We start from the raw sequence: 7575 nt of genomic DNA, 5'->3' as shown, positions 1-7575 counted from the left end.
GCCGACCCGGTCGACGGCGCGGTGGTGGACGTCGGACGGCGCCGATTCCCCTCACCGGCACTGGCCCGCCAGATCCGGGCCCGGGACTGGGTCTGCCGGTTCCCGGGATGCCGAACACCCGCCACCGTCTGCGATCTTGACCATGTGCGGGCCTACGCCGAGGGCGGCACCACCGAGGCAGCCAATCTGCTGACGCTATGCCGGCATCATCACCGGTTGAAGCACGACGGGACCTGGACCGTCCAGGTCACCGAGACGGGCGCGGTGACCTGGACCAGTCCGGAACTGCGGGTCTACCAGACCGAACCCGAACCCCACCCAGAACCAGAGGCCACCCCGCAACCGCCACCCGCCCCGGAACCGGACCCAGAACCCGAACCGCCACCCTTCTGACCGGGACACGGCTGCCGGACTCTGATCGAAAATTGCCGGCCGATCGGTAGGCAGACCTGGTCAGTGCACGCGGACACCGTGGCCAGGGCTCGGAACGAGCTGGACTTCGGTGGCGAGGTCCGCGCGGGACAGGGCACCACGCGCGTGTGGCAGAACGACCTGTTCGATGTCGGCTCGAAGCCGGCTGACGTTTATGTCTGGTTCCATCGTCACAACTACTCGCAGTAGCGGATCTTTCTCCTTGCTGAGAAGTCGCGCACGTACCTGCTGGGCACCCGCTGCAGCTGCCAGCTCGCTTTCCACGGCGCTGGTGAAGGCCCGCGCGTTCACCCGGACACGTCCGAAGGTGTCGTCGACGACGTACAGGCCAGCCAGGTCTCCGGTGGACCGCTGTAGCCACAGCCAGGCGAGCGCCAGCACGACAACCAGGGCCGTGGCCGCTCCCACGACCGGCCAGAACCAGGCATGGTCGGCGGCAAAGGCCCGGTTCGCAGCCGTGAGCGCCGGCCGGTCTGTGACGTCATCGCCGAACACACCCCGACCGGCGAGCAGGGCGACGATCCCACCGCCCAGGCACACAAGCCCCAACAGGACGAACACCACCCGGTTCACCCGATCGACTCTGGGAGTGAACGGGTGCTTGCGCGGTCGGGGCATCTTCGTGGACCCGGTCGGCTTTGCCGTGCTCACCATGTCGCTCACGTCGTTCGAACGGATCGGTGGACCGAGCTGCGGGATCGGGCTGTCCACGGTTCGCGCGTTGACGGTGTTCGCGGTTCCGTTCACGTGTGGTCCTCTTTCCGGTCGTCCGCCGACGCATCCGCCGGAGCAGTCGCCGGGGTGTCCTTCCGGGTGCGCTCCGGATCGGGTTTGGTCAGATCGAGGCCGACCGGATACGGCCTGGTCCGCTCACCTGCGGTCGAAGTACCAAAGATCGTCTCTGTGGTTGATTGCGTTGCCGGGGCTGATTGCGTTGCCGGGGTTGATTGCGATGCTGGCGGTGCTGACGAGCTACCGGGGCCGGTGCGTGCGAGGGCCCGCGCCGCGTCCCCCGAGCTTGGCGCAGGCGAGCTTGGCGCAGGCGAGCTTGGCGCAGGCGAGCTTGGCGCAGGCGAGGCTGGTTGCGGCACTACACCGCTGTCAGGGGATGCGGGACGCGACGCCTTGACTTTCAGTTTCACCTTCGGGGGCGACACCAGATCGAAGGAAACCAGCCGTTCGTAGATCTCGTCACGTACCTGTTCCGGCGCGTCCGGGTTGACCCGGGGATGGAACTCGATCTTCACCCTGGCGGTGCGGCGCCGGAGCCGGACCTTTGCCCGGCTCACACCGTCCACATCCTCGGCCGCGCTGGCCAGGGCACGACCGACACCGCGACCAGCGGCGAACGTGGAAGTCCCGGCCAACGACGGTTGCACAGTGAACCACTCGAGCCGACCACGTCGCAGCCCCAGCACGAGCAGGAGGACGCCGACGACGCCAAGCATCACGCCGAGTACTGCCGGTCCCGTGTCGGACCAGCTGTTGCGCGCCATGGCGCCCGCCGCCGCCCGCCAGTCGACGATGGCATACCCGCTGCCGAAGGCCGCGTTGACCATCTCGACGATCGCGACGACCCCGGCCGCCGCGATGGCTGCGGCAAGCAATGCCGCGACGATCCGGTTTGTCACGCGCACGATGGTGACCTCCCGTCAACTACCGAGCCCGGGTGTCCGGGTCGGTCCCGGACTCGAAAGCGGACACGTCAATGTCGATGTGGGTCACCCGTAGACCAGCCAGGTCGGCCACCTGTTGATTCACCCGGGTGCGTACTCCCTCGCATACCTCGACAATTCGGGCAGGATACCGTATCGACAGAGACATCGAGATCCGAGCGGTGCCCCGCCCGACGCGCGCTGACACCCGCGGCGGACGTTCGTCCGCGGCGGGCCGTCGGCGTCGGCCGGGAGGCCGGCGCCCCAGCCCACCGACGGCGTTGACGTTCAGTGCGGCTTGGGCTGCGATTTTCTCGATGACGGCGTTCGTGACGACCAGGCGTCCCCGCGCTGTCGTTTCGGGCTGGCGCACCACGGTGGGCTTCATCGCATGTCGCGGCGTTCGCCGCCGCTGACGTACCGGTTGATATCGATGTCCCCGTCCAGGACCTTGCCGACGAACAGGCCGATGGCGCCGAAGACCAGAACGATCAGGAAGTCACCGAAGCCGCCGAAGGCGAGCGCGAGACCCGAGATCAACCCGGTGATGAGACCGATTGCACTCGAACGCATCGGAGCCTCCTCGTTGTAGGCGCAAAGCGTGGTGAAGGCGGACTGTTGTCAGGCGTGCTGTCGTCCGGCGCACAGTCGCGGTTGCAGGTGGCCGCGCCCGCGGCTGACGGGCGCGGCCGGTGCTCCGATGGGACGGTGCTAGCGGACCCGCGGGGGCCGTCGCGATGTCCACCAGCATCGGTGCACCTGGTGCACCCGGTGCGTCCACTGTTGGCGTACCCAGTGGGCAACGATCGCCAGTCCGGCGCGCCGGTGGTAGGCGGTCACCCCGCCACCCGCGGTTCGTGGTGACAGCTCGGGCCGCCGAAGCCCCAGGCCGGCCATGAACACATCGGGATCGCCGCCTCTGTCCGGGTGGTTTTCCCGGATGAACCGACGTACCTCGGCGCGCCGGGCGGCCGAACCCGCGTCACGGTCCGTCCGTGCTGGCCGGATCCGTGCTGCCTGGATCCGTGCCGGCCCGGCCGGTCTGTTGATCATTGCTTCCTGGTCCCTGTGCCTGTTCTGGTCCCTGTGCCTGTTCTGGTCGCTGTGCCTGTTCTGGTCGCTCCGGCCGTGGCCGACTTCGTCATGGACGCCTTCCCCCGGCCCGAGCGCCCGCCGGCCGTGCCACGGGTGCGGGCTCCGCCGGTGCCACGTGGCGGGTGCCCGACGCTGACGGCGGACCTGTCCAGGGAGACTTCAAGATCGTCGACGACGACGTCGATCCGCTTACAGTCCGGGGCCACCGCGGTGACCGCGGCCCGAATCTGGCCGGCGATTTCGGGGATTGTCGGTCCGAACCGGGCGATGACATGGACAGCGACACCATCCAGTACTTTGCGGACGCCGACGACGCGTCGGTCGGGCAGATAGGTGACCACGTTGCCGCTGACTCCCGGGGAGAGCGTGGCGACCACGGGGCAGCGGGCAACCGCGGCCGCGATGGCGGCCGGCTGCGTGGACACTGCCAATCGGACCATGATTTCTACTGCACCCGAGCCTGCTTATCGTCATCGTCTTCAGGGATGTAGATGTCGTCCACCGCGATGTTGACCTCGGTCACCTCCAGGCCGGTCATCCCCTCGACCGAGGTCACGACGTTGCCGCGGATCGCCTGGGCGAGATCGACTATCGACACGCCGTAGTCGACCACGACGTCGAGATCTATTGCCGCCTGCCGCTCGCCGACCTCGACGCCGACCCCCTGGGATACGTTGCGTCCGGACGAGCCCGGGATACGCTGGCGCAGCGAGCCGACCGCGCGGGTGCCGCCGGTGCCGAGATTGTGCACACCTTCGACCTCGCGGGTCGCCACGCCCGCGATCTTACGGACGACCGAGTCCGCGATAGCCGTCCTGCCCTGGCTTGTCACGAGCTCGGTGGCCGTCCGCCGGGACACGCCGGCCCCGTCGCGCTGGGGTGTTTCTCGTGTCACGGGAGAGGTCTTCTCGGTGGTCGTCGTGCTCATGACGTGCCTCCGCAATCATTGGAGTCGTGGGGACGGATCCCTCGGGTTTCCCGCGGTCCCCGGCCGCGTGGGCCCATGAACCGGAGGCCGTCGGCCGCCCAGATGTGGTAGCCGGTCGTGCTCGGCGCGGTCAACCGGCTGGTATGCATCGTCCTACCCGGTGGTGAGGGGGACACTCGCGTCCGGCCGGCCGGATAGGTTCGTTGGTGCCCGGTCGGAACACGCCCCACGAGTGAAGGAGCGTCCGCTGCCTCGGTCTCATCCGCACCCTTCCGGTGCCGCCGGCTCCGGCCAGTCGCCCGTGCCCGCCCAGGGCACCCGGGTGACTGTCCGGTCGCCGGCCAAGGTCAACCTGCATCTCGGGGTCGGCCCGCGCCGGGACGACGGTTATCACGCGGTAACCACGATCCTGCAGGCTGTTTCGCTCTATGACGACATCACGGTCACCGACGTCCCGGACGCCGCGACCGACCCCGACGCCATGGAGCCGGTCATCGCCGTGGAGGTCACCGGTGAGGGTGCCGCCGGTGCGCTGCCGGCCGCCGCGCCCGGCGACATCCCAGCGAACTCGGCCGCGGCGCGAATCTCGCTGGTCCCGACGGGATCGGACAATCTCGCCGTCAGGGCCGCGTATGTGCTCGCGGCCCGCGCCGGCGTGCGCGGCGCAGGGGCGCACCTGAGCATGGCCAAGGGCATTCCGGTCGCAGCCGGGATGGCCGGTGGCAGCGCCGACGCCGCCGGGGCGCTGGTCGCCTTCGACGCCCTGTGGGGCACTGACCTGGACCGGTCGGTCCTCGCGGAGCTCGCTGCCGGGCTCGGCAGCGACGTCCCGTTCCCGTTGACCGGGGGTACGGCGCTTGGAACCGGCCGGGGCGAGCAGCTCACGCCGGTCCTCGGACGTGGCGAGTACCACTGGGTCTTCGCGCTGGCTGACGGTGGCCTGTCCACCGCCTCGGTCTATGCCGAGTTCGACCGGTTGTCCGAAGGACGTCTGCGCACCGAACCCACCCCGCCTGACGCGGTCCTGGCGGCGTTGCGCACCGGGGATCCGGTCGAATTGGGTAATGCGTTGGTCAACGATCTGCAACCGGCTGCGTTGCGGTTGCGCCCGTCGCTGCGGCGGGTGCTGGAAACCGGAACCGAACTCGGGGCGGTCGGTGCCGTCGTCAGCGGGTCCGGACCGACCTGCGCCTTCCTGGCCCGGGACGCCGCGCAGAGCGTGGCACTGGCTGCGAGCCTCGCCGGGATGGGCGTCTGCCGGGCGGTTCGACGGGCGCACGGTCCGGTCGCGGGCGCCCGTCTGGTCGACCCGGGCACGTCCGGATGAGCCGCAGGACGATCCGCGCCGACCCCGGCCTGATGGGCAGGATCCGATGAGTGACATCCTGGTCACGATGGAGGCGGTCGTGGCCGCCTTCGGGACCCGCGTCCTGCTGGACGGCGTGAGCCTCGGAGTGGCGAGCGGGGAACGGATCGGGGTGGTCGGCCGTAACGGCGCGGGCAAGAGCACGCTGCTAAAGCTCCTGGCCGGTGAGGCGCACCCCGATGCCGGTCGGGTCGTGCACACGGGGTCTCTGCGCGTGGGCATCCTCGCGCAGGACGACCGGCTCGTGCCCACCGCGACCGTCCGCCAGGCCGTGGTCGGTGACGTACCCGATCATGTGTGGGCCGCGGATCCACGTCGCCGGTCGGTGCTGCGCGGGCTGGGTCTGCTCGACCGTCTGGACGATCTCGTCGGGCAGTCCTCCGGTGGGGAGCGTCGGCGTACCGCCCTGGCCGCGCTGCTCGTCGACGACCTGGACCTGCTGATACTGGACGAGCCCACCAACCATCTTGACGTCGAAGGCGTCGCGTGGCTCGCCGCCGAGCTGGCATCCTGGCGCGGCGGGCTCCTCGTCGCCACGCACGACCGGTGGTTTCTCGATGAGGTGTGCGAGCGGGTCTGGGAGGTCGTCGACGGCCGGGTGGACGCCTACGAGGGCGGCTACAGCGCGTATGTGCTGGCCCGCGCGGAGCGGACCCGGCGAGCCGACGCCACCGAGGCGCGGCGCCAGAACCTGCTCCGCAAGGAGCTGGCCTGGCTGCGCCGTGGCCCGCCGGCCCGGACCGCCAAGCCGCGCTTTCGAATCGATGCGGCCAACGCCCTGATTGCTGACGAGCCACCCGCGCGCGACACCCTCGGTCTGCGGACCTTTGCCGCATCCCGCCTCGGGAAGGACGTCTTCGACGTCGAGGACGTGACGCTGCGCCTCGGTGACCGGGAGCTGTTCGCGAATATGACGTGGCGGCTGGGCCCGGGCGATCGGGTGGGTCTCGTCGGGGGCAACGGGAGTGGTAAGACAACGCTGTTGCGCCTGCTGACCGGTACGGTGAGTCCGGATTCGGGCACTGTCCGAGTGGGGCGCAGTGCGCGTCCCGCTCTGCTCACCCAGGAGATCCGCGAGCTGAACCCGAGGCTGCGGGCGCTGGAGGCGGTCCAGGAGGCCGGTCAGGTACTGGATGTCGGACCCCGGCCGAAGTCGTCGGCGCCATCGCGCAGCTCCGCCGGTGACGGTGGACACGGCGGGCAGAACCGGGAGCTGACGGCGGGTCAGCTGCTGGAGCAGTTCGGTCTGCCCTCGGCCCGGCAGTGGACGCCGGTCGGTGACCTCTCCGGCGGGGAACGGCGGCGGCTGCAGCTCCTGCGGTTGCTCATGGAACGGCCCAACGCGCTGCTACTGGACGAACCCACCAACGACCTGGACACCGACACGCTGACCGCGTTGGAGGACATCCTGGACTCGTGGCCGGGAACGTTGGTCGTGGTCAGTCATGATCGTTATTTTCTGGAACGAACCTGCGACACGATCGTCGCTCTGCTTGGCGACGGTTGCCTGGTCATGCTGCCCGGTGGGGTGGATGAGTACCTCGCCCGCCGGCAACGCCTGGCCGCCGCAGGCGCCGGGACGCCCACCGATACGGGCAGTTCAGCCCGTCCCGGATCCGGTGCCAGCTCCGGTGCCGGTGCCGGTGCCGGTGCTGGTGCTGGTGGCGGAGCGGCTCAGGCCCGGGTCGCGCGCAAGGAGCTGAACCGCCTTGAACGGGCGCTGGAGCGGTTGGGACGCCAGGAGACCGCGCTGCACACGGCGCTTGCGGAGGCAGCCACCGACCATGGGCGCCTGCTCGCCCTGGACGCCGAGCTGCGTGCGGTCGTCGCGGAGAAAACCCGGACCGAGGAGGCCTGGCTCGTCGTCGCGACCGACCTCGAAGATGCCTGAGAGCGCCCCTGTTGCCGATCGTGTTGCTGGCCGCGTCAAGATCCCAGGCCCTCGGTCAGCCGGCTGTCTGGACCTCTTTCGCCCGCAGGCGTTCGGGGTCTGGCCAGCGGACGTCATGAACGACCCGCAGCGTCTCCATCAGCTTGATCAGATAGGCGCTGGTGTCCAGCTGCCAGGGTTTGACCCCATGACGGGCCAGGGTCGGCTC

General features: G+C 69.7%; 10 protein-coding genes and 1 pseudogene. 3 read left to right on the top strand and 8 right to left on the bottom strand.

Annotated elements, in window-relative coordinates:
• Positions 1-393 (top strand): HNH endonuclease signature motif containing protein (locus U9983_RS25190; RefSeq protein ID WP_322756393.1); only part of this gene is annotated, 393 nt, incomplete at its 5' end.
• 60 nt (positions 394-453) lie between these two features.
• Here U9983_RS25190 and U9983_RS25185 read toward each other — a convergent pair.
• The 7 genes from U9983_RS25185 to U9983_RS25155 form a co-directional block, all read right to left on the bottom strand.
• Entirely contained in the window at positions 454-1179 is a 726-nt protein-coding gene (locus U9983_RS25185; RefSeq protein WP_322756392.1) for an alkaline shock response membrane anchor protein AmaP, read from the bottom strand.
• Positions 1176-2069 (bottom strand): DUF6286 domain-containing protein, encoded by an 894-nt coding sequence (locus tag U9983_RS25180; RefSeq protein ID WP_322756391.1) that lies wholly within the window; start codon positions 2067-2069, stop codon positions 1176-1178. Before U9983_RS25180 ends, U9983_RS25185 begins: the two co-directional genes overlap by 4 nt.
• 19 nt (positions 2070-2088) lie before the next feature.
• Positions 2089-2463, bottom strand: a complete 375-nt coding sequence (locus U9983_RS25175; RefSeq protein WP_322756390.1) for an Asp23/Gls24 family envelope stress response protein — start codon at positions 2461-2463, stop codon at positions 2089-2091.
• 8 nt (positions 2464-2471) lie between these two features.
• Positions 2472-2660, bottom strand: a complete 189-nt coding sequence (locus U9983_RS25170) for a DUF2273 domain-containing protein (protein ID WP_322747829.1) — start codon at positions 2658-2660, stop codon at positions 2472-2474.
• Between the two features lie 138 nt (positions 2661-2798).
• On the bottom strand, positions 2799-3140 hold the full coding sequence (locus U9983_RS25165) for a hypothetical protein (RefSeq protein WP_322756389.1): 342 nt from the start codon (positions 3138-3140) through the stop codon (positions 2799-2801).
• On the bottom strand, positions 3137-3607 hold the full coding sequence (locus U9983_RS25160; RefSeq protein WP_322756388.1) for a hypothetical protein: 471 nt from the start codon (positions 3605-3607) through the stop codon (positions 3137-3139). The genes U9983_RS25165 and U9983_RS25160 overlap by 4 nt, the downstream gene beginning before the upstream one ends.
• Before the next feature lie 20 nt (positions 3608-3627).
• Positions 3628-4110, bottom strand: a complete 483-nt coding sequence (locus tag U9983_RS25155; protein WP_322756387.1) for an Asp23/Gls24 family envelope stress response protein — start codon at positions 4108-4110, stop codon at positions 3628-3630.
• A gap of 322 nt (positions 4111-4432) precedes the next feature.
• Here U9983_RS25155 and U9983_RS25150 point away from each other — a divergent pair, with 322 nt between their 5' ends.
• Positions 4433-5437, top strand: coding sequence for a 4-(cytidine 5'-diphospho)-2-C-methyl-D-erythritol kinase (locus U9983_RS25150; protein WP_322756386.1), 1005 nt, complete (start codon positions 4433-4435; stop codon positions 5435-5437).
• Positions 5438-5483: 46 nt separating this feature from the next.
• Positions 5484-7367 (top strand): ABC-F family ATP-binding cassette domain-containing protein, encoded by a 1884-nt coding sequence (locus U9983_RS25145; protein WP_322756385.1) that lies wholly within the window; start codon positions 5484-5486, stop codon positions 7365-7367.
• Positions 7368-7422: 55 nt separating this feature from the next.
• Here U9983_RS25145 and U9983_RS25140 read toward each other — a convergent pair.
• Positions 7423-7575: pseudogene (locus tag U9983_RS25140) on the bottom strand (acyl-CoA desaturase); the annotation flags it as partial.

This window comes from Protofrankia sp. Cas3, assembly GCF_963555955.1.
Taxonomy (GTDB): domain Bacteria; phylum Actinomycetota; class Actinomycetes; order Frankiales; family Frankiaceae; genus Protofrankia.
This window is presented reverse-complemented; position numbering and strand designations above follow the sequence as displayed.